Consider the following 26,196-nt stretch of genomic DNA (forward strand, 5'->3'; position numbering starts at 1 on the left):
TCGATTCGGGATCAAGCGCATAGAGCCGCACAGATCAATGGTCCGGGCTTCACCGCAAGTATCGCTTATGACTCACGCGGACGAGTGACTATCTTCTGGTACAGCGAACAAGCCGGCGTGCTCAACGGAAATGTATCGCGCACATTGAAGGTCAATTTCGCCTACACAGCGAATGGGGATGTGTCATCACGGACCGCAACCGTTTCAACCAACCAAGGGCCTGACGTTGCAATAACAAGTGATGAGATTGACACATGGCTCAGCAATTACGAGAGGGGCATTACGCCCGCTGGGCCGCCACCGAATCATGTAGGGGCAGCAAAAAGTATGCTCGGGGCAGCGAACCAGACTGAACCCTTGTGTGTACTATGCTATCTGAGAGCGGCCAATCCAGTCGCCCAGCGGCTCTACTACGGAGAGTCCAATCGGTGGGCAAACCCGCTTGACACGGGACCAAATCTGCCCAGTACGCCGAAGAAAATCCTTGCTGCGGCTAAGTGCACTGACGGCTGTGCGGCTGAGAAGGCAGCGTGCAGGACTTTATGTTCTACAGCGCGTTATGATCCCGACATGCGCAACATCTGGGGCGGCTCAATGCGCAGATGTATGATGGGTTGCATCCCCGCTCGATGCGGGGGTAATTGAGGCAATACAACCGCGCACCGACGCAGCAAACGTTCACTTAGGAGCAGGCGGGCTCTTGCATCATCCGGGCCGCCTATTTGAAAAACACGCTCTATTCCGTTTTAAGGCAGACTTCTGGAATGAAAGATCGAAAACAAAAAAAGACGCCTTCGATAACTTCGATTCAAGCGCAATTAGTGGACAACCTGGATTCGAAGCAGTTATTTCAGATTGACGAGGCGATTCTGCAAAATGTTACGCACGACTGGCGGAAGGTGGCGATGGTCGCGGGAATGGCGATGATTCAAAACAAGGGCCACCTTAAAGGGGTCCCCGATGTCTTTTATGCGCGAAGGATCGAGATGCTGGCGTCGGATGGAAAACTTGAAATATCCGGCGATGCAATGGAAATGCGGCATAGTGAAGTCCGGTTGCCGACGAAGACATAGGCGCGGTCAATCACGGCGATGCCAGAGTTGGTCGATGCATTGCTGCTCAAAGGGGCGCGGCTCGGAACTTCGCGATGCTGCGTCGTATTGCCCTGAATCTGCTCGAACGCAATACGTCCTCATGGGTAGGACTGAAGAGCCGCTGTCTCAAGGCTTGCACCGACGATCGATATCGCGCCAGTCTGATCGACTTATGAGCCTTGTGCGATTGCCCTGATGCCGCCGCGGCGGATCCACAACCGGCGCGCACCTCCGCGCGTGCTACGATGTCTAGCTCATCACGCACAAAAGTCGGAGACACAGATGCGTCCCGAGAGCGCCGCCCGTTTCGATGAACAATTCGCGCCTCGCATCGCCGAGGCGATTGCCGCCTGTTTCGCCACTACGGTGCATACCGAAGTGCTGCCGTACGGTGGCCATGGACGTCCCACACGCGTGCGAATTCATGCAACGCCCATCGAAGATATGGGACATTACCCGTATCCGTTGAATCTGTATCTGACCTGGGACAGCGACGAGATCGAGAGACTGATGGGCGAGGAAGGGCCGTCGCGTTTCGCCGGCTACCTGGCCGCGTTGCCGCGCAAGCTTGCAGGCTGGGATCATGCGCGCGAACTGGATTTTCTCTCGCATACGCAGGCCGATCCTCTGGTTTTGATCGGCGGACTCGACTTCGAGTCGTAAGCGGCGCATTGCGCGCCGCTTCATCCTCACACGACAACAGGCGCCGCGCGGCGCCGATCCCTCAAGCCGCGGCGCCCAGCCTGAAGAAACTCACGCTTTGCACCAGCCCCGATGCCTTGCTTTGCACCGCATCGGCCGCGGCGGCTGCCTGTTCGACGAGCGCCGCGTTGCTTTGCGTCACCTGGTCCATCTGCGTGACGGCATCGTTTACTTCCGCGATACCCGCTGCCTGATCGACGCTCGCCGTCGCGATCGATTCGACGATACGCGTCACGCTGCCGGCGCTTTCCACCACACCGTCCATCGTATTGCTCGCGTGATTGATCAGTTGCGTGCCAGCGTCGATCGTGGCGACCGACTCGCGAATCAACGCCTTGATCTCGTGCGCGGCATCGGCGGAACGTTGCGCGAGACTGCGTACTTCGCTCGCCACCACCGCGAAGCCGCGCCCTTGCGTGCCGGCACGGGCCGCTTCGACCGCGGCGTTGAGCGCGAGGATATTGGTCTGCGCCGCGATCGCTTCCACCACCGCGATGATATCGACGATGCGCTTGGACGCCGCGTCGATCTGGCCCATCGTGCGCACCGCGTCGCTCATGACGGCGCCGCCTTCGCGCGCGGCTTGCGCGGCGGTTTGCGCGAGCGTCGTGGCCTCGCGCGCATTGGCGGCGTTGCGCTGAACCGAGTCGGTGAAGTGCTGCATCGACGCAGCGGTTTCTTCGAGCGAGGCCGCTTGCTGTTCGGTGCGCGCGGACAGGTCGAGGTTGCCCGCCGCGATCTCCTGCGTGGCCGACGAAATCGTCGTCGCGCCTTCACGAATCTCGCTGACGATATGCCGCAAGCGCTGGTTCATGTCGTTGAGCGCGATGAGCAACTGGCCGGTTTCGTCGCGGCTCATCACCGCCACGTCCGCGCGCAAATCGCCTGCTGCGACCGCCTGCGCGACGCCCACGGCCTGCCTGACCGGCAGCGTGATGCTGCGGCTGAGAAACCAGACCGCGAATGCACCGACGCCGAGCGAACCGATCACGACCGACAGCAACAGCACCGTGGCGATCGTATAGGAGCGTTCCGCCGCTTCGCTCGTGCGCACATTGGAGTCTTGCGCCTGCTGCATCACCGTGGCGACGATGTCGTCGATCGCGGCCGTCGGCGCGCGGTCGATGCCCTTCACGAGACCGTCCACTACGTGCGCGGTGTTCGGATCGCCGGCATCGTAATGCTTGAGTGCATCGAGGTAGCTGTCCTGCAACGAGGCATGCGTGGCGAGCGCCTTGTCGACACCGTCCACGTTGGCACCCAACGCATTCAACTGATCCTTCAGGCGCAGCAGGGCGGCGTGCGTCGTGCCGCTTTCCTTGCCGAAGGCATCACGGTACTTGACGAACGCAGCCGGATCGGCGCCGCGCAACAACAGGTCCTTCCATTCCTGCACCTGCTTCTTGAACTCGACCTGCGCGACGCGCGCCGTGTCGGCGGCTTGCGCGTATTGACTGAGCGATTGCGCCGACTGGATTTGCAGCTCATGCGTTTTCAACAACGCGTGCCAGCCTTCCAGACCCACGATCATCGTCGCGGCTAACAACACCGCGCCGAGCAACGCCAATTTAACGGCGATCTTCAGATTTCTATAGAACGTCACTGCGATGTCCCAGGTAAGGCGTTTAATCGAGTTTGAATTGCGTCACCGCGCTTGCGAGGCTCACGGCCTGGCTTTGCAGCGCGGCGGCGGCCGCTGTGGATTCCTCGACCAGCGCGGCGTTCTGTTGAACCATCTCGTCGAGCTGGCTGACCGCGCGGTTCACTTCCTGAATGCCGCGCGTCTGCTCGTTGGCGGCCTGGGTGATTTCGGAAATGATGGTCGTCACGTTGGCGACGTTGCTGACGATCTCCGTCATCGTCTCGCCGGCCTGGCGCACCTGACCGGAACCCGACGTGACGCTGGCCACGGTCGATTCGATCAGCGCCTTGATTTCCTTCGCCGCCTGCGCGCTGCGTTGCGCGAGGCTGCGCACTTCGCCGGCCACGACCGCGAAACCGCGGCCCTGTTCGCCCGCGCGCGCGGCTTCCACCGCGGCGTTCAACGCGAGGATGTTGGTCTGGAACGCAATGCCGTCGATCACGCCGATGATGTCGGAGATCTTCACCGACGCATGCTGGATCTCGCCCATCGTCGCAATCACTTCGGAGATCACCACGCCGCCGCGCGAGGCGACCTGCGAGGCGGAGACGGCGGTATCGTCGGCCTGCTTCGCGGCGCTTGCCGATTGCGTGACGGTCGAGGTGATTTCCTCCATCGACGCGGCGGTTTGCTGCAAGCTCGCCGCGGCCGATTCCGTGCGGCCCGACAGATCGACGTTGCCCGCCGCGATTTCGTTCGCGGCCACGCGCACCGATTCGCTGGCGTCGCGAATCTGGCGCATCACGTGGCTGAGTTTGTCGATGAAGGTGTTGAACGAACGCGCGATCTGCGCGACTTCGTCGTTGCCGGCGGCCGGCAGGCGTTGTGTGAGATCGCCTTCGCCGGAGCCGATGGCGTCCATGGCGTCGCGCACTTTCGACAGACGCTGAAACGAAACAGCCGTGACCGCCGCCACGACCGCGGCGGCGATGCCGGCGATCACGATCAGCGCGATCACCGAAGCGGTCAGCAGCGAACGCATGCCGGCCGTCGCTTCGGCTTTGTCGAGCGCGACGACCGCGTACCAATCCGTGCCGGGAATCGCTTGGGCACGCATCAGCTTCGTGCTGCCGTTCACGTCCATTTCCAGCGGACGGTCGGTACTGAAGAGGGCGGCGAGCTTGTCGCTCGTCAGGGCCGGCGCCACGTCGGAGACCGGCTTCAAGGTTAGTTTCGCGTCGGGATGCGCGACGATATGGCCGCTCGCATCGATCAACATGCCGAAGCTCGCCGGCGTCGGATGAATCGACTTGACGTTGGCGATCACGCTGTCCATCGCGACGTCGCCGGAGACTACGCCTTTCACCGCGCCGTCGCGCACCACGGGCGCGGCGAACGCTACCACCAGTTTGCCCGTGCCCACGTCCACGTACGGCGGCGTCACCACCGGCTTGCCCGCCGCGGCGGCCTGCTTGTACCAGGGACGGCCGGTCGGATCGTAGTCGGGCGGAATGCCGGTCGGGTCGGAGAACTTGGCGGTCTTGTCCGCGTAGCCGACATACACGTTCGTGAACTTGCCGGCCGCGGCGATCTGCTTCAGCGCGGCGGACGGATCGGCTTGCAGCACTGCGTCCTGCAACGAGTTGATCATCTGGCTGTTGGCGGCGACCCAGTCGCTGATGCCGTCCGCGTGACCGCTTTCGACCGCGGTCAGGCTGCTGTCGATCGCATCGGCGTTGTACGAGTTGGCGACGACATAGTTGAGAACCGCGTTGGCGGCGAGCGCGACCACAACGATAGCGACGCACAGGGCGACGATGCGCGCGCGAATGGAGGTGAACATGTCGGGAGTCTTTCGGAGTGAGCGGTGAACCGGAGTCGGTGAGGCGGGGGCCTCACACGCTGTATACGGCTTCAACAAGTGGGACTTGAGCGGCGATTGCTTTCAATTGCTCACCAACGGCGGGAGAGCCGTGCGGGGCGGCGTATCGACTGTCGGCGAAATACTTCTTGCGGGTTGGCGTTTTCAATGCGTGCGGAAACAGCGTTTCGCTGCACGCTGGTAAGCGGCCGGTGATGCGCTGTATTCGTATGACAATAACGCCGATCGCCTTACATGACTGGAGAATGCAAATGATGCGGATGGTCGAGTGTCTCCGCCACGATGCGCAACGCCTCCTCGCATTCGTCGCGCGTTTTCGATCCGCCGAGACAGACGCGCATGGCGTTGGGCGGATTGCCATCGGTGGAAAATGCGGCGCCCGCCACGGCGGCGATCCCCTGATTGCGCAACTGCAAGGCGAGTTCGGACGCGCTCCAGCCGCTTTCCATCGGCACCGGCAACCACAAATGAAAGCCATCCTGATGCGCTTCGTAAGGCCACGCTTCGAGCATGCGGGAGGCAATCGCCTGGCGAGCGCGCGACTCGTTGCGGATCGCGTTGAGCATGTCCGCGGCGGTGCCGTCCGCGATCCACTGCGTCGCGAGCGTGACCGTGAACGGACTCGCCATTACGGTGGTGGCGCGCAATGCGCCGGCTAGCCGCTGTGTTTGCCGCGGCGTCGGCGCATGCAGATGCGCGACGCGCAAACCGGCGCCGAAGCTCTTCGACAAACCGGTCACGTAATACGTCAGTTCGGGCGCGAAACTCGCGAGCGCATCGGGCGCGCTCTGCGGCAGCATCGCGTACGCATCGTCTTCGATGATCGGCACGCTGTAGCGCAGCGCCACGTCGGCGAGCGCCTCGCGCCGTTTGTGCGTGAGCGTCAGCGTGCTCGGATTCTGCAGCGTCGGATTGCAATAGAACGCGCTCGGCTTGTCCGTCTTGCAGAGCGCTTCGAAGGCATGAGCGAGCGGCCCTTCGTCGTCGCGTGGCAACGCTTGCAGACGCACGCCGAGTTGCGCGGCGATCGCCTTGATGCCGGGGTAGGCAAGTGCATCGAGACAGATGGTGCCGCCAGGCCGCGCGAGTTGGGAGACGAGCGCCACCAGCGCGCTATGGATGCCGGGGCACACCAGCACGTTCTGCGCGTCGCAATGCGGCACGCGGCGCCTCAGCCATTCGGCACCCGCGTCCTTGTCGGTCGCCGAGCCGCCGAAGTCCTGATAACGGAGCAACTGATAAGGATCGCTATCGGCCATCTGTCGCGCGGCGGATTCGCGCAGGCGGATCACGTAATCGGGCGGCTCGGGCGGCGTGTTCATCGACATTTCGATGCTGCTGCCGCCTGCGAGCGGCAAGGTGGCCGTACGCCCGCGCACGAACGTACCGCTGCCGGCGCGCGAATCGAGCAGGCCACGTTTGCGTGCTTCGGCGTAGGCGCGCGCCACCGTCGTGTAGTTCAGCGCGAGTTCCAGGGCGAGATCGCGCAATCCCGGCAAGCGGTCGCGCGGACGCAGTCGCCCGGTGGCGAGATCTTCTTCGATCAGATCGGGAATCGCCAGATAGGCCGGCTTGCGAATGTCGGCGAGACGCTTGATCCAGTGATGTGTCGGGCTGCTCATTGCCTTCGGGTCTCTATTCACGTTGAAAGAAGTTGATCGCATTCGCATGCGATCAATGATCGGATTGATCGACCGTGGTGACTGACTGCACCATGCCGACACGTCGTTATGCGCGAATCGCACATGGGTGGTGCGGTAAGGCCGCGCCAACGGTGTTAGCGCGGTATGTCTGAGTCGTATGCAACCTTCGCGCCAAAAATTTTTTCGAGTCGCACTTCGAACCGAGACGGAATTGATTGCTGATTGATCGCATTCGCGCGGCCGATCAATGGCACGGCCGTTGCATTGGAAGAAGCGCGCACCGCTTGAACGCGCGCCCTCTTTTACTTAGCAAACCTGATCGGAGAGTGTCATGCCAGCCGTCAACAAACCGCTGCATCAGAAAGGCGATTACCTTGTCGACTACGAGGAGAAAGTCTTCGAAGACGTGAAAGCCGAGCCGGGCGAGAAGGCGCTCGTCACGTTTCACACGGTCGCGTTCGAAGGCTCGATCGGCTTCGTCAATCTGCTGCAGGCGACGCGCCTGCAACGCAAGGGCTTCGAAACGTCGGTGCTGCTGTATGGACCGGGCGTCACGCTCGGTCTGCAACGCGGCTTTCCCACGCTCGGCGACGAGGCGTTTCCCGGCCATCTGAACTTCAACAAGCAACTGATGAAGTTCATGGAAGAGGGCGGCAAGGTCTACGCGTGTCGCTTCGCGCTGCAGGCACTGTATGGCCACGGGGAAGCCTCGCTGATCGAAGGCATCCGGCCGATCAGTCCGCTCGACGTGCTCGACATCCAGTTGCTTCACCGCAAGGACAACGCGTTGATCATCCATACGTGGACGGTTTGACGAAAGGCGAGTGACCACCATGTCCGAAAAATCGACGGGCAAGCGCGTCGTGCGCGCCGCAGCGGTTCAGATCGCGCCCGACTTCGAGCGCAGCGGCGGCACGCTCGAAAAGGTCTGCGAGGCAATCGAAAAAGCCGCACGCGATGGCGTGCAACTGATCGTGTTTCCCGAAACCTTCGTGCCGTATTACCCCTACTTCTCTTTCGTGCGGCCGCCCGTTGCGTCCGGCGCCGATCACATGAAACTCTACGAAGAGGCCGTGATCGTGCCGGGCCCGGTGACGCATGCGGTGGCCGAGCAGGCGCGTTTGCATCGGATGGTGGTGGTGCTCGGCGTCAACGAGCGCGATCACGGCAGCCTTTACAACACGCAGTTGATCTTCGACGTGGATGGCCGGATCGTCCTCAAGCGCCGCAAGATCACGCCGACGTTTCATGAACGGATGATCTGGGGGCAGGGCGACGCAGCGGGTTTGACGGTGGCGAATACGGCGGTGGGGCGAGTCGGTGCGCTTGCCTGCTGGGAGCACTACAACCCGCTCGCGCGTTATGCGTTGATGACGCAACACGAAGAGATTCATTGCAGTCAGTTTCCCGGTTCGCTGGTGGGGCCGATCTTCGCCGATCAGATCGAGGTGACGGTCCGGCATCACGCGTTGGAGTCGGGTTGCTTCGTCGTGAATGCGACGGGGTGGCTCACCGAAGCGCAGATTGCGTCCGTGACGCCGGATACGAATTTGCAGAAGGCGCTGCGCGGCGGCTGCAATACCGCGATCGTGTCGCCGGAAGGCCAGCATCTTGCCGAGCCGCTGCGCGAAGGCGAAGGCATGGTGATCGCCGACCTCGATATGGCGCTGATCACCAAGCGCAAACGCATGATGGATTCGGTCGGCCATTACGCGCGCCCCGAGTTGCTGAGCCTCGCGATCAACCGGCGTCCCGCGGAAACCGTGGCGCCGATGCCGGCGTGGCCGGCCGCCGCGAGCGCCGATTTCAATTCAACCGAAGGAGGATGCGATGAGCGCCAGCGAGTCGCTGTCGGCGCAGAGCCGGCAATTGATGACTGAATTGCAGTCCGCCGGTCTGCGGCTCGTCTCGCCGGATGCGGGCGCGGCGAGCCGGCGCGGCGGCGCGGGACCGTCTGACCACAAGGCGGTGACGGTGGACGGGGTGACGATCATGGTGCCCGTGCATACGAGCACCGCGTGGCACTCGCCCTTCGTCGCGCAGACGCCCGATGCGAGTGGTTCGAGCGCGCTGCTGCGCGGCACGATTCCGATCGCCAACATCAGCTTTCCGAAAGCGCCGCGTTTTTACTCGATGCAGACGCTAGACGGCGTGCCGTACTCGCATATCGCCGCATTGCACAGTGCGGACGTGCTCGCGACCACCGTGTTGCAAACCTGTATTCGCTACGAGAGCCGGCGCAAGAGTTGCAAGTTCTGTGCAATCGGGCAGTCGCTCGCGGCGGGCCGCACGATTGCGCGCAAGACACCGGAGCAACTCGCGGAAGTGGCGCGCGCGGCCGTATTGCTCGACGGCGTGAAGCATATGGTGTTGACCACTGGCACGCCGCCCACGCCGGATCGTGGCGCGCAGATTCTGTGCGAGAGCGCATTCGCGATCAAGGCCGCGGTCGACCTGCCGATCCAGGCGCAATGCGAGCCGCCCGACGACGATCGCTGGTTCGCGCGCATGAAAGCGAGCGGCATCGACACACTCGGCATGCATCTCGAAGTCGTGACGCCCGCTTTGCGCGAATGGATCATGCCGGGCAAGGCGAGCGTGCCGCTGTCGCGCTACATGGAAGCGTTCGAGTCCGCCGTGGCCGTATTCGGGCGCGGGCAGGTCAGTACCTACATTCTCGCCGGGCTCGGCGATAGCGCGGAAGCCATCCTGACGATGTCGCGCGAACTAATCGAGCTCGGCGTGTATCCGTTCGTCGTGCCGTTCGTGCCGATCAGCGGCACGCCGCTCGAAGATCATCCGACGCCCACGCCTGAATTCATGAAGTCGGTGTTGCAGCCGCTTGGCGGCATGCTCAATGCCGCTGCCATGCGCTCGAGCGATATCAAGGCCGGTTGTGGCAAATGCGGCGCGTGCTCGTCGCTGTCATCGTACGAGGAGTGATCATGTTCGGTGAAGCGATTGCAGGCGAGGCGCTGGATGGTGACATCGTTTTCGCGCCATATGCGCCGGGCGAATTCCGGATCAAGTGGACCACGTTGAATTGGGAAGCCGAAGAGGCGTTCAAATTGCGGCGCGCTGTGTTCTGCGTCGAGCAGGGCATTTTCGTCGGGGACGATCGCGACGATATCGATCAGCACGCACAGCAACTGGTCGCCGTCAGTTGCCTCGGCGGCATGCCGGAGCAGGTGGTCGGCACCGTACGCATTCATCGCGATCACGACAACGTGTGGTTCGGTTCGCGCCTCGCCGTGCATGCGGCGTTTCGCCGACATGGAAAGATCGGTGCGACGCTGATTCGTCTCGCCGTGAGCAGCGCGCATGCGCTCGGCTGTGAGACGTTCCTGGCGCATGTGCAGAGCCAGAATGTGCCGCTCTTTCGCGCGATGTATTGGGACGTGCTCGCGGAGGAAACCCTGCTCGGCAGACCGCATCATCTGATGCAGGCGCAATTGGACCGCTATCCGCCGTGCGTGACGCCTAATAGCGGCTTTGTCACGCGCACGCAAGCGCAAGCGTATTCGCGTCGTCTCGAACCCGCGCGGAGTGGGGCATGAGCGTCGCCGATCTCGTCGCCGGCTTGCGCGAAAGCCGCGGGTTCCGGCACAAGACCGATATCGTCGACGTGGTCGACTCTCTGGCGAAGCGTTTGCCTCGCGGCACGCACGATCTCGCGCAAGCCGTGGCGCTCGGCGACGACTGTGCCGCGCTCGCCGATGGCGACGGCTATCTGCTCTTTGCGATCGAAGGCATGGTCAGCGATTTCGTGAGCACCATGCCGTGGTTCGCCGGCTACAGCAGCGTGATGGTCAACGTCAGCGATATCTATGCAATGGGCGGGCGGCCGTTGGCGGTGGTGGACGCGCTGTGGAGTCCGGGCATCGGCGCGGCCGACCAGGTGCTGGCGGGCATGGCGGCGGCCTCTGTCGCGTATGGCGTGCCGATTGTCGGCGGCCATACGAATACGCGCAGCGACGCGGCGCAACTGGCGGTGTCGATTATCGGCCGCGCCAAGGCGTTGCTGTCGAGCTTCAACGCGAAACGGGGCGACAGTCTGATGATGGCAGTCGATCTACGCGGCCGTTTCGAAGAACCGTATCCGTTCTGGAATGCTTCCGTGAACGCACCGCCCGAGCGTCTGCGCGGCGATCTCGAACTGCTGCCTCAACTGGCGGAAAGTGGTCTGTGCGACGCCGCGAAAGATATCAGCATGGCGGGCACGCTCGGCACTGCGCTGATGTTGCTCGAATGTTCGAAGATGGGAGCGCGGATCGATCTCGCGTGCATTCCCAAGCCTGACGGTGTGACGCTGGAGCGCTGGGTGACTGCCTTTCCGAGTTTCGGCTATTTGCTTTCCGTGCGGCCGGAGCATGTCGATGCCGTGCAGGGGCAATTCGACGCGCGTGCCCTCGCGTGTGCGGTGATCGGTTCCGTTGATGCAACGAGCGAGGTTGTTATGCATCAGCGGGACGATGTTGCAACGCTATGGGACTTTCAGCGCGAACCGTTCATCGTCGGGAAGGGTGATACGAAATGAACGCGTTGCGTATCGCCTTGCTGACGCACTCGGTCAATCCGCGCGGCGGCGTCGTGCATACGCTGGAACTGGCGGCGGCTTTGACGATGCTTGGGCACGACGTGACGGTGTTCGTGCCGGCCGCGCCTGGCGAGACGCTGTTTCGTCTGCCGGCGTGCCGCGTGGTGTATGCACCTATCTTATTGGCTCAGGCCGATACCGTTGCGATGGTCGAAGCGCGGATCGATGCGTTCCGGCGAGCACTCATCGAACAGGACGCAAGCGGGTTCGACGTGCTGCACGCGCAGGACAGCATCAGCGGCAATGCACTCGCCGAGTTGAAAGCGGAGGGCTTCATTCACGGCTTCATGCGTACGGTTCACCACCTGGATCATTTCAACGATCTCAAGTTGGCAGCCTGGCAACGGCGCGCGTATCAGGACGCGGATCAGGTGTTGTGCGTGAGTGATACATGGACGCGTGAAATGCAATCCATGTATGGCATCAATGCCATCACTGTGCCGAACGGCGTGGACATGAAGCGTTTTTCTTCGCAGCGGGACCAACACGACGCGCAAATCGGGCAGCGTTTCGGCATCGACGGTGGACCTATCGTGCTGGCAGTGGGGGGCATCGAAGCACGCAAGAACACACTGGCGCTGCTCGAAGCGTTCGCATCCATGCGCCGCAATGTGCCTCAAGCGCAGCTGGTTATCGCGGGCGGTGCGAGTCTGCTTGATCACGATGCCTATACCCGCCGCTTGCTGCAACGCGCAGGCGAGTTGGGTCTGTCCATCGGCCCGCATGAAAGCGTCGTAGTGACCGGTCCGCTCGAAGACGCTGCCATGCCCGCGTTGTTTCGATGCGCCGATGTTCTCTCAATGGTGTCGTTGCGAGAAGGTTTCGGTCTCGTCGTGTTGGAGGCGCTCGCGAGCGGCACGCCGGTGGTGGCCTCGTCGATTGCGCCATTCACCGAGTATCTCGACGAAACCACTTGCTACTGGGCCGATCCACTCGACGTGGCCTCGATCGCTGTGGCATTAACGCGAGCGTTGAGCGAGAGTTGTATCGACTTCGAGCACGCCGTGCCTGCGTTGCTCGCGCGCTTTAGCTGGGCCGCGAGCGCGCAGCATCACGTAGACGCCTACCGCCGTTTCCTCGCGAAGCGCGCTCTGCTTACTCATTGATTCGAGGATTAGCGATGCCTGTCATGCACTTTCGCATTCAATGGCCAGATGGCGACGAAGCGAACTGTTATTCGCCTTCGCTCGTGATCGGCGACTTTTTCACACCGGGCGAGGCCTACGCGTTGGAAGATTTCGTCGCGCGATCGCGGCAGGCGCTGGGTATCGCGTCCGAGCGTGTGCGCGAGAAATACGGCTTTGCCTGCTCGGCGGCGATGGACCAGCTTGCGCAGATCGAGCGCGACGCGGCGCGCTTTCGCGATCGTCCGGAGGCGACCGTCAAGGTCATCGAATTCAGCTAGGCGCTTATTCTTTCAGAGGACGCATCATGTCGAATCCAGCACATCGCGCACGCGCCGAGGGCCATTACAGCGTGCTCGTCATCGGCGGCGGGCAGGCGGGTCTGTCGGTCAGCTATTACCTCAAGCAGGCCGGCATCGACCATCTGGTCGTGGAGAAGAACACCGTGACGCACACGTGGCGTGAGCAGCGCTGGGACGCGTTCTGCCTGGTGACGCCAAACTGGCAATGCGCGCTGCCCGGTTATCCGTATCGTGGCGACGATCCACACGGTTTCATGAAAAAGGATGAGATCGTTGCGTATCTCGACGGTTTCATTGAACACGTCGATGCGCCGCTGATGGAGCGCACTGAAGTCAAGCGCGTCAAGCAGCGCGACGACGGCGTCTATTCGATCACCACGACGCAGGGCGATTTCACCGCGGATCAGGTGGTGGTGGCCTCGGGCGGTTATCACACGCCGATCGTGCCGCGCCTTGCCGAGCGCTTGCCTGCGCGGATCGTACAACTGCAGTCGTCGGCGTATCGCAATCCGCAGGCTCTGCCTGATGGCGCGGTGATGGTGGTCGGCACGGGGCAGTCCGGCGCGCAGATCGCTGAAGATTTGCATCTGGCCCGCCGCAAGGTCGTACTCGCAGTCGGCGAGGCGCCGCGTTGCGCGCGTTTCTATCGAGGCCGCGACGTGGTCGACTGGCTCGCCGACATGCAGTACTACGACATGCCGGTCGAAAAGCATCCGTTGCGCGAAGGCGTGCGCGACAACACCAATCATTACGTGACGGGCCGCGACGGTGGCCGCGATATCGATCTGCGCAAGTTCGCCGCCGAAGGCATGGAGTTGTACGGCCGCCTCGACGATCTGCGCGACGGGCAATTCCATTTCTCGCCCACGCTCGCGGCCAATCTCGATGCGGCGGATGATACGTATAACCGGATCAACGTGAGCATCGACGGCTTCATCGAGAAGCACGGTATCGACGCGCCGCAGGGTGGCGCATACGAACCGGTGTGGCGTCCGGCGCAAGAGCGCACTACGCTCGACGTGGAAGCGAGCGGGATTGCCGCGATCATCTGGTGTATCGGCTTTACGCCGGACTTCAGCTGGCTCGACGCCCCCGTGTTCAACGGTCGCGGTTATCCAGCGCATACGCGCGGCATCACGCCGATCGACGGCTTGTATTTCGTCGGCTTGCCGTGGCTGCATACGTGGGGCTCGGGGCGGTTCTCCGGCGTCGCGCGCGATGCGGAGTTCATCGTGCACGCGATTCGCGAGAAGGCACGCGAGCGCGCGTCCTTATCGGCCGCCGTCGCCGCGTGACGTTGCCAGGCGCAAGTGCCAAGGATGGAGCAAAAAAACGGCCGCTGCGTTCTACATCGCAGCGGCCGTTGTATTTCACCGAAACTTTCGGCTAAGGCTTAACTACCCAGCGCCGGATCGCTCATGCTGCTCTTGCCGGTCTCGACGTGTCCGGCAAAGCGCCGCGCGAACAGCGGATCAGTATTGACCGTAATGGCCAGGTCGTACCAACCGTGGGCGTTGCGCAGATCGAGGTAGAGCTGGTCAGTATCGCCGCCGCGTACCGTACGCCTGATCACGTTGTTCGGGTCGTACGCGTTGATGATCTTGAACTGGGAAGGCGCGCTGCCCACGTTCTCCAGGCGCAATTGCAGATTGCCGTTCGCGACGTCATAACCTTCCTCAACTTCAGGCCGCGCGATGTCGGAGCCGTTCCACCAGCTGCGCGAGACGGGCTTGCCCGCGAAGCGGCGCAGAAAGCCATTCGGGCCGTACACGGTGAAGTCATAGCTGCCGTCGGCGTTCAACGGAAGCTGATCCTGCAGACGCTTGCCGGCTTCGACCGTATACGTGCGCGGCGCGTCGAGACCGTGAGCGGCGTAGACGAGAAACACCGCGCCGGCGCGGCCCGTGTTGACGAAACGCATCGTGAGCTGGTTCGTCGCGCCTTCGCCATGCACGCGCACGAACAACTCGTACGGCACCGCGCGAGCGGGGCGCACGCCGGGTTCCTGTTTCGGCACCGCCTGGATGGCCGGCGGCAGCGGCACATAATCCGGATGGCGGTTCTGATCGGGCGGCACGTAGCCGCTCGTGCCCGGCAGCGTCGGGAAGGCGTCGTTCGGATTGCTGAAGTTGAAGGCCGACAGCAGGTCGCCGCATACCGCGCGGCGCCACGGTGTGATGTTGGATTCGCCGAGATTGCGCTCATGACCGAAACGCGTTTCGATGAAACGGATCACCGACGTGTGGTCGAACAGTTCCGAGCACACGTAACCGCCTTTCGACCACGGCGACACCACCAGCATCGGCACGCGCGGTCCGAGTCCGTACGGGGCGGCGGGAATCTTCGCATCGCCGGGATAGATTTCGTTGCTGGTATCGACGGTGGACAAACCGTTCGCGCTCGACGACGGTGCGAACGGCGGCGACACGTGGTCGAAGAAGCCGTCGTTCTCGTCGTAATTGATCAGCAAGACCGTCTTGCTCCATACCTCGGGATTCGACGTGAGAATCTGCAAGACCTGGTCGATGTACCACGCGCCGTAATTCGTCGGCCAGTTCGGATGCTCGGAATAGGCTTCGGGCGCGACGATCCACGACACTTGCGGCAAAGCATTATTCTGCACGTCGCGCTTGAGGATATCGAAATAGCCGTCGCCCTTTGCGGCGTTCGTGCCGGTGCGTGCGTTGTCGTAGAGCGGATTGCCGGGCTGCGCGTTGCGGTACTGATTGAAGTAGAGCAGCGAGTTGTCGCCGAAGTTGCCGATGTACGGGTTCTGCGTCCAGCCCCACGCGCCGTTCGCGTCGAGACCGGTGCCGATGTCCTGATAGATCTTCCACGAGATGCCGGCGTTTTGCAGCACTTCGGGATACGTGGACCAGCCGTAGCCGAGCTCGGAATTGTCGATCACCGGACCGCCACCGCTGCCGTCGTTGCCCACCCAGCCGCTCCACATGTAGTAGCGGTTCGGGTCCGTCGGTCCCATCAGCGAGCAGTGGTACGCGTCGCAGATCGTGAACGCGTCGGCGAGCTGATAGTGAAACGGAATGTCCTCGCGCGTGAAATAGGCCATTGTCGTGGCGCTCTTGGCGGGCACCCATTGATCGTAGCGGCCGCCGTTCCATGCCGCGTGCGTGCTGGTCCAGTCGTGCGCGAGATCCTGCAGGAATTGCAGACCCAGATTGGGCGCGGTGGGGCGGAACGGCAGCACGTAGCCGACGTCCGCCGCGAGCGGCTGATACCACACGGGCTTGCCGTTCGGCAAATTGATCGCGCGCGTATCGCCGAAACCGCGGACGCCCTTGAGCGTGCCGAAGTAGTGGTCGAACGAGCGGTTTTCCTGCATCAGCACGACGATGTGTTCGACGTCGCGGATCGTGCCGGTCTTGTTGTTGGCAGGAATGGCGAGCGCGTTGCGAATGCCCAGCGGCAGCATGCTCAACGCGGTGGCGGAACCGGCTGCATGCGCGGCGGAGCGCAGAAAATCACGGCGATTTTTTGAGGTCATGGTATTGGCTTTTGATCTTCGGTGGAGGAACGAGGCACGTGGCGCGCGAGCCTCGCCCGCGCGTCGCGTGACACGCAAAACTCAGTCGACGGTGTGGATCACAGGTGTGGCGAGCGGCGTCGACGCGGCGGCGGACAATGCCGGATCGGCGCTTGATGCGGGTAGTGCAGGGGTTTGAATCGTCAGTGCTGGGGGCGCGGGTGAAGCGGAAGATGGATTCGCCGACAGAACCGTGGCGGCGCTGCTGTCGCCGGCGGAACTCTCGGTAGAACTAAGGGCGCGTGTGTCGGGGGCTTTGTCGTCGTCGTTGCCGCAAGCGCCGAGCAGCATGCAGAGCGACACGGCGGCCAGTGCGCCCGCCAAACGTTTGCGATGGAAGGCAATAGACGGCTGCGACACAACAGACATGGCAATGTCTCCGGCACGGGGAAGTTGCGCCAGGGCATCCATGTGCCCAGGTCAGCGATGCGCAAGAATAGTCGCTTACCTGTGTAACTTTTGTGAAGATGTGGAAATTTGGGTATTTGTTGAGAATTGGGCGGCGGGCGATTACATCTAGGCCAGCCAATAGATATGCGCTGTTCGGCGTCGGGAAGGTGGCTGCTTAGCGCTGCGTCAGAACGAATGCCGCAATGGCTTCGTTCAACGGCCCTGGCGCGTCGCGATGCGGCGAGTGCCCGCAAGCGTCGAGCTTGACCAGTTGCGCATGCGGCACGTGTGCGGCGATCGTATCGATCTGCGCCATCGTGCCGTAGTTGTCGCCATGGCCTTGGACCGCGAGCAAGGGCTTGCGGATAGACGCCAGTTCCCCGGCAATGGACCACTGCCTGAAAGCCGGATTCAACCAGATGTCGTTCCAGCCATAGAACGCGGAATCGACGTCCGCGTGATAGCGGCTGAGCTTGCTGCGCAGGTCGGTGGTTTCGTAGAGTTGTTTGGTTTGCGCGATGCTTTCCACCGAAATATCTTCGACGAAGACATGCGGCGCAATCGCCACCGCGCCAGCCAACTCGTCGGGATGGAGCGCCGCGTACAACAGCGTGATCGAACCGCCGTCGCTATGGCCGATGACCCACATGCGCCGGCGTTCGCGCATATCGATATCGAGTGCGTCGAGCAACGCGGGCAGGATATCGCGCGCCTGCGCCGTCATGAAATCGACGGGCCACTTCACCTCATGCGGACGCGGCGTGGAAAGCCCGTAACCGGGCCGCGAATAAACGAGTCCGCGCATGCCGAGCCGCTCGCACAGCGCTTGCGGCCAGTCGCGCCACATCGCGATCGACCCGAGGCCTTCATGCAGGAAGACGGCGATCGGCGCGTTGCCCGCCGCTTCATTCACCCAGCGATACTCGATGCGCAACGGTCCATGCGACGCGGTAGCGGGCAAGTCAGCGAAATTGCTAGCGGTCGTTGCTGCAACGTTGCCAATGGCGGGATTCTGCATAAATCACCTTATGACTGCTCGCGCAGTTTGAAGCGTTGAATTTTTCCGGTGGCCGTCTTCGGCAGATCGTCGACGAACACGACATCGCGCGGATATTTATGCGGCGCGAGCCGGTCCTTCACGAAGGCCTTCAATTCATCCGCGAGTATCTCAGACGCCGCGAATTCACGCTTTAACACCACGAACGCGCGAGTCTTCACGAGGCCGCCATGATCGACACCGACCACCGCCGCTTCGAGCACCGCGTCGTGCTGCACCAGCACCATTTCCACTTCGACAGGAGAAACATACTGGCCGCTCACTTTGAGCATGTCGTCGCTGCGGCCCGCGTAGACATAGCAGCCGTTCGCCAGCCGGCAGTACTTGTCGCCGCTGCGAATCCACTCGCCGAGAAAGGTGGCACGCGTCTTCTCGCGGTTGTTCCAGTACATCACGGCCGCGCTCGGCCCCTTGATATACAGGTCGCCGACTTCGCCATCGGCCACGGCGTTACCGGCATCGTCGCGCAACTCGACTTCGTATCCCGGCACCGGGCGGCCCGTCGTGCCGTATTCGACCGCGCCCGCACGATTGGACAGGAAGATGTGCAGCATTTCTGTCGAGCCGATGCCGTCGAGAATCTCGCAGCCGAAGTGCGCGGTAAAGCGCTCGCCGATTTCACGCGGCAGCGCTTCACCCGCCGAGGTGCAGATCCGTATCGCGACGTCGGCGCGCGCGGGCAGGTTGGGCGACACCAGCATGTTCGCGTAGAGCGTGGGCACGCCATAAAACACTGTCGGGCGATGCTTGACGAGGCGCGTGAAAATCGCGTCGGCGGTGGGGCGCTCCGCCATCAGGATCGCCGTGGCGCCGACCGACAGCGGGAACGTCAATCCGTTGCCGAGACCGTACGCGAAGAACAGCTTGGCCGCGGAGAACACCACGTCGCTCTCGGTGATGCCGAGAATCGGCTTCGCATACAGCTCGGCGGTCCAGTACAGGTTCGCATGCGTGTGGACGGTGCCCTTCGGTTTGCCGGTCGAGCCCGACGAATACAGCCAGAAGGCGATGTCGTCACAACCGGTTGCGGCGGCCTTGGTGGCAGGCGCAGCGGCGTCGATTAGTTCTTCGAGCAAGGGCGCGAGGAGCGGCTCGCCTTCACACGGCTGCGAAACGATCAACTGACAGCCGTCATGTTCGGCGGACTCCAACGCCTGCGTCACGTTCTGCAACAGCGCACCCGAGGCGATCACGGCGCGCGCATGGCTATGCGTGAGCATGTACACATAGTCGGCGGGCGTGAGCAGCGTGTTCGCGACCACCGGCACGACGCCCGCGTAGAGCGCGCCGAGGAAGGCAACCGGCAGCGCAACGGTATCGAGCATGACGAGCAGTACGCGCTCTTCGGGATGCACGCCGAGCGTGCGCAGTGCGCTCGCGAAGCGCCGCGCGCGTTCCTCGAGTTCACCGTAGGTGGCGCTGCCGGTGTCGTCGATATAGGCGGTTTTGGCGGCGCGCGTTTCGTTCAGCCGAAACAGGTAGGCCGCGAAATTGAATAGCGCGGGCGGCGCTTCGACCGTCGCGGCGGGCTGATTCGCCGTCTTGTCCAACAGGGCTTCCATGTGTCTCCTCCATCGGGTGGGCGCGGTCCGGCTGTTCTGTGCTCGTGATCCGCTCGATGCTTGCAGGCTAATGGGTGGGCTCGGTCCTTATCGCTGAACGCGTGCGCGGTCAGGCCGCCGGAAAATGAGTCGCTTGCGTCAGCGCGTCGAGTGCCGCGCTCGCCGCCTGGATGGCCGAGCGCCGGTGATAGAAACCCAGCGCGCGCAAACCCGCCCAGTTCTTCGCCGCCGCCCGCGCGGCCAGGGCCGCCGTGCAGGGACATCGGCATCACGTTGCCGTGACCGGTTTGACTCTGCTGGACCGAGGGCGAAATGGCATGCACGCGGCCGTGCGAATCCGCGAGTTCCAGCGCAAGGCGGCCGAGATGCGCGTCGTCGTTCGAATAGATCGAGGCGACTAGCGATCCCTGGCCGCGTCGCGCGAGAGCGACCGCGTGTACTTCGGGCAGTGCGTTTGCATCAGCGTTGACGCGATAGGGCGCCACGCTCGCTACCGGTCCGAACACCTCGACGTCGTGCAGCAGCGTCGCGCTATCCGGATCGTTGACGACGAACAGATGCGGCGCGATGCAAGCCGCGATATTCGCGTCCGCATCGATGAGCGGTACAGCGGAGCCGTCGTAGGCGAGCACCGCTTCTTCGCGCAGCGCCGCGATGCCGGCCAGCACGTTCTCATATTGCTCGCGGCTCACGAGCGAGCCCATGCGTACCGCCTCGTTGCGCGGATCGCCGACGGTGATTTTCGCGAGCTTAGACTTGAGCGCTTCGAGCACGGCTTCAAGTGCAGCCTCGGGGACGAACGCGCGACGGATCGCCGTGCATTTCTGCCCGGATTTCACGGTCATTTCCCGTACCAGTTCCTTGATGAACAGCTCGAAGGCGGGCGTGTCGGGCGTGGCGTCGGCGCACAGGATCGCGCTGTTCAGGCTGTCGGCTTCGACGTTCAGGCGCGCGCCGCGCTGCACGAATGCCGGGTGTGCGCGCAACGTGGCGGCGGTTTCGGCCGAGCCCGTGAACGACACCACATCGAAGGACTGAATCTGATCGAGCAGGCCCGCCGCGCTGCCGCAAATCACCGAGAGCGCGCCGGGCGGCAGAATGCCGGCGTCGATCACATCGGCGACCATGCGCTGGGTGAGCCACGCCGTTGCCGTGGCGGGCTTGACGATGACGGGCACGCCGGAGAGCAACGCCGGCGCCGCTTTTTCCCACAAGCCCCACGACGGAAAATTGAACGCGTTGATAAAGAGCGCGACGCCGCGTGTCGGGGTGAGCACGTGCTGCACGCTGAACGATTGATCCTTGCTCAGCGAGACGCTGTTGCCGTCGCGCAGCGCATGCACTTCGCCGAGCGACGCGCCGAGTTTCGCGTAATACGACAGCGTGAAAATGCCGCCGTCGATATCGACCGCCGAATCGTTGCGCGTGGTGCCCGAGTTCGCGGTGGCGATCGCGTAGTAGTCGTCGCGCTTCGCTTGCAGCAGCTTGACGATATCGGCGAGGGTGGCGGCGCGTTGCGCGTAGGTCAAAGCGCGCAATGCGGCGCCGCCGTTATCGCGTGCAAAGCCGAACGCGCGGGTGAGATCGAGGCCTTCGCTCGATACACGCACGAGCGCCTCGCCCGTCACCGGATCGGTGAGCGTGACGCCGGCGCCGCCGCCGGCGATCCACTGGCCGGCGACATGGTTCTTCAAGAGTTTGGTCATGGCAGCGCTCAGGCGGGAGTGAATTCGATTGCGCCTTGCGGCAGGAGATACAGCACCAGGGCTTCGCCGTTCGCCACCGTCGGACGATGCGCGGTGCCAGGCCCGTACACGCACCAGCCGGCCGGGTGGCCGTCGAAGGTCGCGCCTTCGGTGAGCGGCATGATCAGATCGATCTCGCCGTTCGGGTGAACATGATGCGGACCGGCAATATCCTTCATATCGACGACGTCGACGGAAAAGCCGTGGGTCTCGGGTAGCGCCTTGAAGATGCGGCCGTAGCGAATGCCACCGCCTTCGCGATTGCACAGCCAGCCTTCGGCGACACCGGTTCGGCACGCCTCGGCAAGTTCGCGGAACGTGGCGCTGTCCGCGGGATAGGCGTCGTTCAGCCAGTCGGCCAGTTTGCTGTCGAGCGGTCGGCCGTCGAGTTGCTCTGTGACGCCCGCGATCAGGCGCTGGAATTCATGTGGGGACATGCGAGCCTCCAGATCAGCGCATTCGACCGCCGCACGCACGTTAATGCATGCGAGCCGCCGCGCCATCTCTGTGACGCTGCCGAAAAATCTCGACAGCGTTTGTTATTGGATCAATATTTGGCGAAAATTAACCGTTCACTCGGTGCCTGTCAAGCACTATAGTACATGTATAGCAGTTCGGAGGCAGCAAAACATGAATCAAAATTACTCTCCTGCACCGCTGGACGATTCCGCCGACGACGCCGCAGGCCGCACCGAACGGGCGGCAGAGCGCGATCCCTTTCTGACGGCGATGGGCGAACGCGTGCGGCTCCTGCGCGCGCGCCGCGGCATGACGCGCAAAACACTGGCAACGGAAACCGGCTTGTCGGAGCGGCATCTGGCGAATCTGGAATCGGGCGTGGGCAATGCGTCGGTGCTGGTGCTGCGGCAGATCGCGGCTACTCTGAACTGTTCGCTGGCGGAGGTGATCGGCGACGAAACCACCGCTTCCGCCGAATGGCTGCTGATCCGCGAACTGCTGCAGGGGCGCGATCAGGCGGCCTTGCAGCGCGCCCGCGTGGCGCTCGCCGAGATGTTCGCGCAGGCGCCGCGCGACCCGCATCGCAAGGACCGGATTGCGTTGATCGGCCTGCGCGGCGCCGGTAAATCGACGCTCGGGCGAATGCTGGCGCAGGAGCGTAAGGTGCCGTTCGTCGAACTCACGCGCGTGATCGAACAACTGGCCGGCTGCCCGCCGTCGGAGATTCATTCGCTTTACGGCGCGGCCGCTTACCGGCGTTATGAACATCGCGCGCTCGAGGCTGTGATTCAGGAGCACGAGCGCGCGGTGATCGCGTCGCCGGGCGGAGTGGTGTCGGAGTCGGGCACCTTCAATACGTTGCTGTCGCACTGCTATACGGTGTGGCTGCAGGCCGCGCCGGAAGAGCATATGCGCCGCGTCGTCGCGCAGGGCGATCTGCGGCCGATGTCGGGCAACAAGGAGGCAATGGACGACCTGAAGCGCATCCTGGCGGGACGCGGCGAGCTGTATGGCCGCGCGGACATGACCTTCGACACCAGCGAAAAAACCTTGGCCGACGCCTACCTGCAACTGCGCGACCGCCTCGCTGCAAGGCTCGCCGCGGAGTCACCGGACGAGGCGGGCGTGAGCTGACATGCATTTCGGCGTCAGGGTTTACGTGTAAATATGCACTAAAGTGCTTTACATGGATTTGATGATGCACTATTGTTCAAAAACAGTATTTTGCATCGTCCAGCCAGGAGAGGCCCCATGTCTACAGCAGAAACCGCCGTCGCGCCGGTCGACTACCGCACCGATCCCTCGCAGTACAAGCATTGGAAGCTGAGCTTCAACGGTCCCGTTGCGACGCTCGGCATTGATATCGCCGAGGACGGCGGCATCCGTGACGGCTACAAGCTGAAGCTGAATTCGTATGACCTCGGCGTCGACATCGAATTGCACGACGCAATACAACGCATCCGCTTCGAGCATCCGGAAGTGAAAACCGTGGTGCTGACGAGCCTGAAGGACCGCGTGTTCTGCTCGGGCGCCAACATTTTCATGCTGGGTCTCTCCACGCATGCGTGGAAGGTCAACTTCTGCAAGTTCACCAACGAAACGCGCAACGGCCTCGAAGACTCGTCGCGCTATTCGGGTCTGAAGTTTCTCGCCGCGGTGAACGGCGCCTGCGCGGGCGGCGGCTACGAACTCGCTCTGGCGTGCGACGAGATCTATCTGGTGGATGACCGTTCGTCGTCGGTCTCGCTGCCGGAAGTGCCGCTGCTCGGCGTGCTGCCCGGCACCGGCGGCCTGACGCGCGTCACGGACAAACGCAAGGTGCGTCACGATCGCGCCGACATCTTCTGCACGGTGGTGGAAGGCGTGCGCGGCGAACGCGCGAAAGCATGGCGCCTGGTGGATGAAGTCGTGAAGCCGAACCAGTTCGATCAGGCGATCCAGGCGCGCGCGCTCGAACTCGCCGAACAAAGTGACCGTCCCTCGGACGCACAGGGCGTTGTGCTCACGCGTATCGAACGCACGGATCGTGAAGACGGCCTCACTTATAAAACGCTCGACGTGACGATCGACCGCGCGAAGCGCATTGCGACGTTCACGGCCAAGGCACCGCAATCCGAACCGCCCTCGAGTATCGATGCCATCGTCGCGGCCGGCGTGAACTGGTGGCCGCTGCAATTCGCCCGCGAACTCGACGACGCTATCCTTTGCATGCGCACCAACGAGCTCGCGATCGGCACGTGGGTCTTCAGGACCGAAGGCGATGCCCGCAATCTGCTCGCCGCTGACGCCTCGCTCATGCAGCACAAGGACCACTGGTTCGTGCGCGAGACCATCGGCCTGTTGCGCCGCACGCTGGCGCGCATCGACGTTTCGTCGCGTTCGCTGTTCGCGCTGATCGAGCCGGGTTCGTGCTTTGCCGGCACCTTCGCGGAACTCGCGTTCGCCGCTGATCGCACTTACATGGCGGCGCTGCCGGGCAATGAAGAGGAAGAGCCGGCTATCACGCTGTCGGAAGTCAACTTCGGCCTCTATCCGATGGTCACGCATCAGTCGCGTCTCGGCCGGCGTTTCTATGAAGAAACCGAGCCGCTCGACGCCGTGCGTTCCCTGATCGGTCAGCCGATCAAGCCGGTCGAAGCCGAACGCCTCGGCCTCGTGACCGCATCGCCCGATGACATCGATTGGGCCGACGAAATTCGCATCGCGCTCGAAGAACGCGCCGCGATGTCGCCGGATGCATTGACCGGACTCGAAGCGAATCTGCGCTTCAACGGTCCGGAAACGATGGAGACGCGCATTTTCGGCCGTCTCACCGCGTGGCAGAACTGGATCTTCAACCGGCCGAACGCGGTGGGCGAGAAGGGCGCGCTCAAGGTGTACGGCAAGGGCAGCAAGGCGCAATTCGACGTCTCGCGTGTTTGATACGCATTTGATGCGCGCTTGATGGGCGACCGATCGCCATCAACGCAACGAGCGCGAAACGGGCCACCATCAGCCCGACACGCGCCTCTCACCGTCACTGCAGTTTCTGAACCAGGAACCGACCATGTCATCGATCAACTACAGCGAAAAGATTCCGAACAACGTCAACCTCGCCGACGACCGGGCGCTACAGCGCGCGCTCGAACAATGGCAGCCGAATTTCCTCGCGTGGTGGGGCGATATGGGCCCGGAAGGCTCGCATGGCTACGACGTGTATCTGCGCACCGCGGTGAGCGTCGATGCGGGCGGCTGGGCGCATTTCGATCACGTCAAGATGCCGGACTACCGCTGGGGCATTTTCCTCACGCCCGGCGAGCAGGACCGCAAGATTCACTTCGGCGAACACAAGGGTGAAGCGGCCTGGCAGGACGTGCCGGGCGAGCATCGCGCGAATCTGCGCCGCATCATCGTGACGCAGGGCGATACCGAACCGGCGTCGGTCGAGCAGCAGCGCCACCTCGGTTTGACGGCGCCCTCTATGTACGACTTGCGCAACCTGTTCCAGGTCAACGTGGAAGAAGGCCGCCATCTGTGGGCGATGGTGTATCTGCTGCATCGCTATTTCGGCCGCGACGGACGTGAGGAAGCCGAAGCATTGCTCGGCCGCCGTTCAGGCGACGACGACAATCCCCGCATTCTCGGCGCATTCAACGAGAAAACGCCGGACTGGCTCGCGTTTTTCATGTTCACGTACTTCACCGATCGCGACGGCAAATTCCAGTTGTCGGCGCTTGCGGAGTCGGGATTCGATCCGCTCGCGCGCACCACCAAGTTCATGCTGACCGAAGAAGCGCATCATATGTTCGTCGGCGAATCGGGTGTGTCTCGTGTGATCCAGCGTACGGCCCAGGTGATGAACGAACTCGGCACGGACGACGTCGCGAAGATCCGCGCGGCCGGCGTGATCGATCTGCCGACCATTCAGCGCTATCTGAACTTTCATTACTCGGTCACGATCGACCTGTTCGGCGCGGATCATTCGTCCAACGCCGCCACGTTCTATAGCTCGGGCCTCAAGGGCCGCTACGAAGAAAACAAGCGCGACGACGATCATCAGTTGAACGGGCAGAGCTACAAGCTGCTCGACGTGCAGGACGGCAAGCTGGTCGAGCGCGAAGTGCCGATGCTCAACGCCATGAACGAAGTGCTGCGCGACGACTACATCAAGGATTCGGTGGCGGGCGTGGGGCGTTGGAACAAGGTGCTCGAAAAGGCCGGTATCGAATTCCGCATGACGGTGCCGCATAAAGCGTTCAATCGGCAAATCGGCACGTTCGCCGGCACGCGTGTGTCGCCCGACGGCCGCGTGGTCAGCGAAACCGAATGGGCCGCCAACGAAGCGAAATGGCTCGCCACACCGGATGATCGCGCTTACGTCGCGTCGTTGATGGGCCGCGTTACGGACGCGGGCAAATTCGCCAACTGGATTGCGCCGCCTGCGATGGGCGTGAACCGTCAGCCGGTCGATTTCGAATACGTGCGCTTCAACTGAGTGCGCGAGCGGCGCGTGGCACGCTGGCGCCGCATCTCA

Annotated in this window: 21 protein-coding genes and 1 pseudogene; 13 read left to right on the forward strand and 9 right to left on the reverse strand. The window is 62.8% G+C overall.

The window, feature by feature from the left end; all coding sequences use genetic code 11:
* Positions 1-764: 764 nt before the first annotated feature.
* Both P0D73_RS27700 and P0D73_RS27705 read left to right on the forward strand, forming a co-directional pair.
* On the forward strand, positions 765-1,073 hold the full coding sequence (locus P0D73_RS27700) for a DUF3658 domain-containing protein (protein ID WP_408257936.1): 309 nt from the start codon (positions 765-767) through the stop codon (positions 1,071-1,073).
* Between the two features lie 303 nt (positions 1,074-1,376).
* Entirely contained in the window at positions 1,377-1,757 is a 381-nt protein-coding gene (locus tag P0D73_RS27705) for a DUF5594 family protein (RefSeq protein ID WP_132373722.1), read from the forward strand.
* A gap of 61 nt (positions 1,758-1,818) precedes the next feature.
* Here the strand turns inward: P0D73_RS27705 and P0D73_RS27710 are convergent, their stop codons facing one another.
* The 3 genes from P0D73_RS27710 to P0D73_RS27720 form a co-directional block, all read right to left on the reverse strand.
* Entirely contained in the window at positions 1,819-3,399 is a 1,581-nt protein-coding gene (locus P0D73_RS27710) for a methyl-accepting chemotaxis protein (RefSeq protein ID WP_408433562.1), read from the reverse strand.
* 22 nt (positions 3,400-3,421) lie between these two features.
* Positions 3,422-5,221: a methyl-accepting chemotaxis protein gene (locus tag P0D73_RS27715; RefSeq protein WP_408290243.1), complete on the reverse strand. Its 1,800-nt coding sequence runs from the start codon at positions 5,219-5,221 to the stop codon at positions 3,422-3,424.
* Positions 5,222-5,490: 269 nt separating this feature from the next.
* Positions 5,491-6,882: an aminotransferase-like domain-containing protein gene (locus tag P0D73_RS27720; RefSeq protein ID WP_408433565.1), complete on the reverse strand. Its 1,392-nt coding sequence runs from the start codon at positions 6,880-6,882 to the stop codon at positions 5,491-5,493.
* Between the two features lie 352 nt (positions 6,883-7,234).
* Here P0D73_RS27720 and P0D73_RS27725 point away from each other — a divergent pair, with 352 nt between their 5' ends.
* Genes P0D73_RS27725 through P0D73_RS27760 form a run of 8 tightly spaced genes read left to right on the forward strand, consistent with a single transcriptional unit; the run spans position 7,235 to position 14,221 of the window.
* Complete coding sequence (locus P0D73_RS27725) at positions 7,235-7,717, forward strand: MSMEG_0572/Sll0783 family nitrogen starvation response protein (protein ID WP_054040483.1); 483 nt, start codon at positions 7,235-7,237, stop codon at positions 7,715-7,717.
* Positions 7,718-7,736: 19 nt separating this feature from the next.
* Positions 7,737-8,783 carry a Nit6803 family nitrilase gene (locus tag P0D73_RS27730; RefSeq protein WP_408180077.1) on the forward strand — a complete coding sequence of 349 codons (1,047 nt, stop codon included), beginning with the start codon at positions 7,737-7,739 and terminating at the stop codon, positions 8,781-8,783.
* Entirely contained in the window at positions 8,776-9,846 is a 1,071-nt protein-coding gene (locus P0D73_RS27735) for an MSMEG_0568 family radical SAM protein (RefSeq protein ID WP_408433668.1), read from the forward strand. The genes P0D73_RS27730 and P0D73_RS27735 overlap by 8 nt, the downstream gene beginning before the upstream one ends.
* Positions 9,847-9,848: 2 nt before the next feature.
* Positions 9,849-10,460 carry an MSMEG_0567/Sll0786 family nitrogen starvation N-acetyltransferase gene (locus tag P0D73_RS27740; RefSeq protein WP_132373727.1) on the forward strand — a complete coding sequence of 204 codons (612 nt, stop codon included), beginning with the start codon at positions 9,849-9,851 and terminating at the stop codon, positions 10,458-10,460.
* The gene (locus P0D73_RS27745; protein ID WP_408433568.1) at positions 10,457-11,440 is read left to right on the forward strand and encodes a sll0787 family AIR synthase-like protein; all 984 of its coding nucleotides are present in this window, start codon (positions 10,457-10,459) and stop codon (positions 11,438-11,440) included. Before P0D73_RS27740 ends, P0D73_RS27745 begins: the two co-directional genes overlap by 4 nt.
* On the forward strand, positions 11,437-12,606 hold the full coding sequence (locus P0D73_RS27750) for an MSMEG_0565 family glycosyltransferase (RefSeq protein WP_408433571.1): 1,170 nt from the start codon (positions 11,437-11,439) through the stop codon (positions 12,604-12,606). The genes P0D73_RS27745 and P0D73_RS27750 overlap by 4 nt, the downstream gene beginning before the upstream one ends.
* 14 nt (positions 12,607-12,620) lie before the next feature.
* The gene (locus P0D73_RS27755; RefSeq protein WP_408218291.1) at positions 12,621-12,905 is read left to right on the forward strand and encodes an MSMEG_0570 family nitrogen starvation response protein; all 285 of its coding nucleotides are present in this window, start codon (positions 12,621-12,623) and stop codon (positions 12,903-12,905) included.
* A gap of 26 nt (positions 12,906-12,931) precedes the next feature.
* Positions 12,932-14,221, forward strand: a complete 1,290-nt coding sequence (locus P0D73_RS27760; RefSeq protein WP_408433574.1) for an MSMEG_0569 family flavin-dependent oxidoreductase — start codon at positions 12,932-12,934, stop codon at positions 14,219-14,221.
* 98 nt (positions 14,222-14,319) lie between these two features.
* Here P0D73_RS27760 and P0D73_RS27765 read toward each other — a convergent pair whose 3' ends face one another.
* The 6 genes and pseudogenes from P0D73_RS27765 to P0D73_RS27790 all read right to left on the reverse strand — a co-directional run bounded on the left by P0D73_RS27765 (position 14,320) and on the right by P0D73_RS27790 (position 21,661).
* Complete coding sequence (locus P0D73_RS27765; protein ID WP_408433577.1) at positions 14,320-16,431, reverse strand: phosphocholine-specific phospholipase C; 2,112 nt, start codon at positions 16,429-16,431, stop codon at positions 14,320-14,322.
* Positions 16,432-16,512: 81 nt separating this feature from the next.
* Positions 16,513-16,839: a hypothetical protein gene (locus P0D73_RS27770; protein ID WP_408433579.1), complete on the reverse strand. Its 327-nt coding sequence runs from the start codon at positions 16,837-16,839 to the stop codon at positions 16,513-16,515.
* Positions 16,840-17,035: 196 nt separating this feature from the next.
* Positions 17,036-17,878, reverse strand: a complete 843-nt coding sequence (locus P0D73_RS27775; RefSeq protein ID WP_408180085.1) for an alpha/beta fold hydrolase — start codon at positions 17,876-17,878, stop codon at positions 17,036-17,038.
* 8 nt (positions 17,879-17,886) lie between these two features.
* On the reverse strand, positions 17,887-19,479 hold the full coding sequence (locus P0D73_RS27780; protein WP_408180086.1) for a benzoate-CoA ligase family protein: 1,593 nt from the start codon (positions 19,477-19,479) through the stop codon (positions 17,887-17,889).
* 109 nt (positions 19,480-19,588) lie between these two features.
* Positions 19,589-21,185 (reverse strand): annotated as a pseudogene (locus P0D73_RS27785) (3,4-dehydroadipyl-CoA semialdehyde dehydrogenase).
* Positions 21,186-21,193: 8 nt separating this feature from the next.
* The gene (locus tag P0D73_RS27790; protein ID WP_408290266.1) at positions 21,194-21,661 is read right to left on the reverse strand and encodes a DUF4863 family protein; all 468 of its coding nucleotides are present in this window, start codon (positions 21,659-21,661) and stop codon (positions 21,194-21,196) included.
* Between the two features lie 193 nt (positions 21,662-21,854).
* On the opposite strand from P0D73_RS27790, the gene P0D73_RS27795 reads away from it, so the two are divergent.
* The 3 genes from P0D73_RS27795 to boxB all read left to right on the forward strand — a co-directional run bounded on the left by P0D73_RS27795 (position 21,855) and on the right by boxB (position 26,157).
* The gene (locus P0D73_RS27795) at positions 21,855-22,817 is read left to right on the forward strand and encodes a helix-turn-helix transcriptional regulator (protein ID WP_408433584.1); all 963 of its coding nucleotides are present in this window, start codon (positions 21,855-21,857) and stop codon (positions 22,815-22,817) included.
* A 117-nt stretch (positions 22,818-22,934) separates the two neighbouring features.
* Positions 22,935-24,605, forward strand: coding sequence for a 2,3-epoxybenzoyl-CoA dihydrolase (gene boxC / locus P0D73_RS27800; RefSeq protein WP_408433587.1), 1,671 nt, complete (start codon positions 22,935-22,937; stop codon positions 24,603-24,605).
* A 124-nt stretch (positions 24,606-24,729) separates the two neighbouring features.
* Positions 24,730-26,157, forward strand: a complete 1,428-nt coding sequence (gene boxB / locus P0D73_RS27805; protein ID WP_408433590.1) for a benzoyl-CoA 2,3-epoxidase subunit BoxB — start codon at positions 24,730-24,732, stop codon at positions 26,155-26,157.
* Positions 26,158-26,196 lie beyond the last annotated feature (39 nt).

The organism is Paraburkholderia sp. RL18-101-BIB-B (genome assembly GCF_046026985.1).
Taxonomy (GTDB): domain Bacteria; phylum Pseudomonadota; class Gammaproteobacteria; order Burkholderiales; family Burkholderiaceae; genus Paraburkholderia.

Excerpts from the sequence above, each read along its gene's own strand:
- P0D73_RS27775 (WP_408180085.1), bottom strand. The coding sequence starts at position 17,878 with ATGCAGAATCCCGCCATTGGCAACGTTGCAGCAACGACCGCTAGCAAT.
- P0D73_RS27700 (WP_408257936.1), top strand. The coding sequence starts at position 765 with ATGAAAGATCGAAAACAAAAAAAGACGCCTTCGATAACTTCGATTCAA.
- P0D73_RS27795 (WP_408433584.1), top strand. The coding sequence starts at position 21,855 with ATGAATCAAAATTACTCTCCTGCACCGCTGGACGATTCCGCCGACGAC.
- P0D73_RS27780 (WP_408180086.1), bottom strand. The coding sequence starts at position 19,479 with ATGGAAGCCCTGTTGGACAAGACGGCGAATCAGCCCGCCGCGACGGTC.
- P0D73_RS27720 (WP_408433565.1), bottom strand. The coding sequence starts at position 6,882 with ATGAGCAGCCCGACACATCACTGGATCAAGCGTCTCGCCGACATTCGC.
- P0D73_RS27740 (WP_132373727.1), top strand. The coding sequence starts at position 9,849 with ATGTTCGGTGAAGCGATTGCAGGCGAGGCGCTGGATGGTGACATCGTT.
- P0D73_RS27730 (WP_408180077.1), top strand. The coding sequence starts at position 7,737 with ATGTCCGAAAAATCGACGGGCAAGCGCGTCGTGCGCGCCGCAGCGGTT.
- P0D73_RS27765 (WP_408433577.1), bottom strand. The coding sequence starts at position 16,431 with ATGACCTCAAAAAATCGCCGTGATTTTCTGCGCTCCGCCGCGCATGCA.
- boxB (WP_408433590.1), top strand. The coding sequence starts at position 24,730 with ATGTCATCGATCAACTACAGCGAAAAGATTCCGAACAACGTCAACCTC.
- P0D73_RS27745 (WP_408433568.1), top strand. The coding sequence starts at position 10,457 with ATGAGCGTCGCCGATCTCGTCGCCGGCTTGCGCGAAAGCCGCGGGTTC.
- P0D73_RS27715 (WP_408290243.1), bottom strand. The coding sequence starts at position 5,221 with ATGTTCACCTCCATTCGCGCGCGCATCGTCGCCCTGTGCGTCGCTATC.
- P0D73_RS27790 (WP_408290266.1), bottom strand. The coding sequence starts at position 21,661 with ATGTCCCCACATGAATTCCAGCGCCTGATCGCGGGCGTCACAGAGCAA.
- P0D73_RS27760 (WP_408433574.1), top strand. The coding sequence starts at position 12,932 with ATGTCGAATCCAGCACATCGCGCACGCGCCGAGGGCCATTACAGCGTG.
- P0D73_RS27705 (WP_132373722.1), top strand. The coding sequence starts at position 1,377 with ATGCGTCCCGAGAGCGCCGCCCGTTTCGATGAACAATTCGCGCCTCGC.
- P0D73_RS27770 (WP_408433579.1), bottom strand. The coding sequence starts at position 16,839 with ATGTCTGTTGTGTCGCAGCCGTCTATTGCCTTCCATCGCAAACGTTTG.
- P0D73_RS27725 (WP_054040483.1), top strand. The coding sequence starts at position 7,235 with ATGCCAGCCGTCAACAAACCGCTGCATCAGAAAGGCGATTACCTTGTC.
- boxC (WP_408433587.1), top strand. The coding sequence starts at position 22,935 with ATGTCTACAGCAGAAACCGCCGTCGCGCCGGTCGACTACCGCACCGAT.
- P0D73_RS27755 (WP_408218291.1), top strand. The coding sequence starts at position 12,621 with ATGCCTGTCATGCACTTTCGCATTCAATGGCCAGATGGCGACGAAGCG.
- P0D73_RS27735 (WP_408433668.1), top strand. The coding sequence starts at position 8,776 with ATGACTGAATTGCAGTCCGCCGGTCTGCGGCTCGTCTCGCCGGATGCG.
- P0D73_RS27750 (WP_408433571.1), top strand. The coding sequence starts at position 11,437 with ATGAACGCGTTGCGTATCGCCTTGCTGACGCACTCGGTCAATCCGCGC.